The organism is Cupriavidus sp. 8B (genome assembly GCF_054589115.1).
The window spans coordinates 1-1,738 of the sequence record NZ_BAAILO010000600.1 but is presented as its reverse complement, the minus strand read 5'-3'; the positions used below and the strand labels follow the sequence as shown (position 1 = coordinate 1,738).

The following is a 1,738-nucleotide window of genomic DNA, read 5'->3' as shown; positions in this document are numbered from 1 at the left end:
CGCGCTCCCAGCGGCGCACCGTACTGGGAGCCCGTCCGATGCGCTTTGCGAATTCGTTGATCCGATAAACCTTGCTCATGGCGAGCAATTATAGATGCTTCTGAGCAAGAATGAGAATGGAGTATCAGTTGCTCGCTCCCGGAATCCGCTCTGCAAGCTCTGCGGAGAAGTACGGCGGGGCACAGAAGTCGCGCTCGCCCACCAGCACCAGCGTCGGCGTCGCGATCGACGGAAGATCATCGAAGGCGTCGTGCCCCACGATCATGTCGATCCGGGCAAAGCCGATCTCCCGTTCGAATGTGCCAGCCGATGTAGCGTTCACTTTCACGCTTGCACCTGCTCCGGGTGCTCGCGCATGAATCTCGGATCGAAGAGGAATAGTGCGTTGGCCTCGGTGGACGCGCGCAGGCCGGAATCGGTCAACATGCGTCGCCGCATGTCGAACTGACGACGGTAGAACGTGTCCGCGCGTGCAATCGAAGAAACAATAGTCGCGCTGCATAATCGTTCGCGGTGATGGATCGCCAGCAATTGCGCGATGGCGCCCCCGGTCGAGGAACCGACCACGTGGACCGGCCCGCATCCTGCCGCTTCAATGACCCGCGTCATGTCACGTGCGTGTTGTGTAATCGTCATGGCGTGTGCGGTGTGCTCGGACGCGCCGGTGCCGCGGTGGTCAGGTACGATCACTTGGTGATGCTCGGCGAACAGATCGATCTGTGGCCCCCAAGATGCGCCCGCTCCCGCAAGCCCCGCCAGAAGAAGCACGGGCGAACCTTGGCCCTTGACCTCGTAGTGGATCGAAACACCGTCGGACGTTACGTTTGGCATTTTGCTTCTCCGGTTCAGAGCGACGCGAAGGAGAAGTCGAACGCGTCGAAGATCGTGCCGTTGAGTTTGATCCGGTGCGCGGCAAACCTCTCCCCTTCAGGGGGAGGAAGGATAGCGCGGACGGCGTAGCCGTCCTTGCACACGTGAAAGTTGCTGGTAACATGATTTTATGCAACGTCTTCAAGCCTTTAAATTCGAACTGATGCCAAACGGCGAGCAACAGCGCAAGATGCGCCGTTTCGCCGGCTCGTGCCGGTTCGTCTTCAACAAGGCGCTGGCGTTGCAGAAGCAGAACCACGAGGCCGGTGGCAAGTTCATCGGCTACGTGGCAATGGCTAAGGCGCTCACAGCATGGCGCAATGGGGCGGACACACCTTGGCTCAAGGATGCACCGGTACATCCATTACAGCATGCACTGAAGGACCTTGAGCGCGCATACCAGAACTTCTTTGCCAAGCGTGCGGACTATCCCCGCTTCAAGAAGAAGGGGCTGCGCGACAGTTTCCGCTACCCCGACCCGAAACAGATCAAGCTCGATGCGGCCAATGGGAGGATTTTCTTGCCTAAGCTTGGCTGGCTGCGCTACCGCGACAGCCGAGACGTGCTGGGCTCTGTGAGAAATGCAACGGTCAGCCAGTCCAGCGGCAAGTGGTTCGTCTCGATTCAGACAGCGCGTGAGGTCGATGCGCCGGTTCCAACCGGCACAACCGCAGTCGGTGTCGATATGGGTATCGCCCGCTTTGCCACGCTGAGCAATGGCACGTTCTACGCGCCGCTCAACAGCTTCCGTCGGCACGAAGCAGCCTTGCGCAAGGCGCAGCGGGCAATGAGCCGCAAGACAAAGTTCAGCAGAAACTGGAGGAAAGCCAAAGCCCGAGTCCAGCGCATTCACGCCCGCATCGGCAAC

Annotated in this window: 4 protein-coding genes; 1 reads left to right on the top strand and 3 read right to left on the bottom strand. The window is 59.8% G+C overall.

Going from position 1 to position 1,738, the window contains the following annotated elements; translation table 11 throughout:
- Window positions 1-124: 124 nt before the first annotated feature.
- Genes ACYP5B_RS49850 through ACYP5B_RS49840 form a run of 3 tightly spaced genes read right to left on the bottom strand, consistent with a single transcriptional unit; the run spans window position 125 to window position 974 of the window.
- Window positions 125-328: an alpha/beta fold hydrolase gene (locus ACYP5B_RS49850; protein WP_459574859.1), complete on the bottom strand. Its 204-nt coding sequence runs from the start codon at window positions 326-328 to the stop codon at window positions 125-127.
- Window positions 325-831 carry an alpha/beta fold hydrolase gene (locus ACYP5B_RS49845; protein WP_459574858.1) on the bottom strand — a complete coding sequence of 169 codons (507 nt, stop codon included), beginning with the start codon at window positions 829-831 and terminating at the stop codon, window positions 325-327. The genes ACYP5B_RS49850 and ACYP5B_RS49845 overlap by 4 nt, the downstream gene beginning before the upstream one ends.
- Before the next feature lie 14 nt (window positions 832-845).
- Window positions 846-974 carry a hypothetical protein gene (locus tag ACYP5B_RS49840; protein WP_400103387.1) on the bottom strand — a complete coding sequence of 43 codons (129 nt, stop codon included), beginning with the start codon at window positions 972-974 and terminating at the stop codon, window positions 846-848.
- Window positions 975-1,000: 26 nt separating this feature from the next.
- On the opposite strand from ACYP5B_RS49840, the gene ACYP5B_RS49835 reads away from it, so the two are divergent.
- Window positions 1,001-1,738, top strand: a 738-nt coding sequence (locus ACYP5B_RS49835) for an RNA-guided endonuclease InsQ/TnpB family protein (RefSeq protein ID WP_459574857.1), incomplete at its 3' end; no start/stop codon positions are given.

What these genes read in the sequence shown, in the direction of transcription:
- ACYP5B_RS49845 (WP_459574858.1), bottom strand. Translation starts at nt 831, where the DNA reads ATGCCAAACGTAACGTCCGACGGTGTTTCGATCCACTACGAGGTCAAG.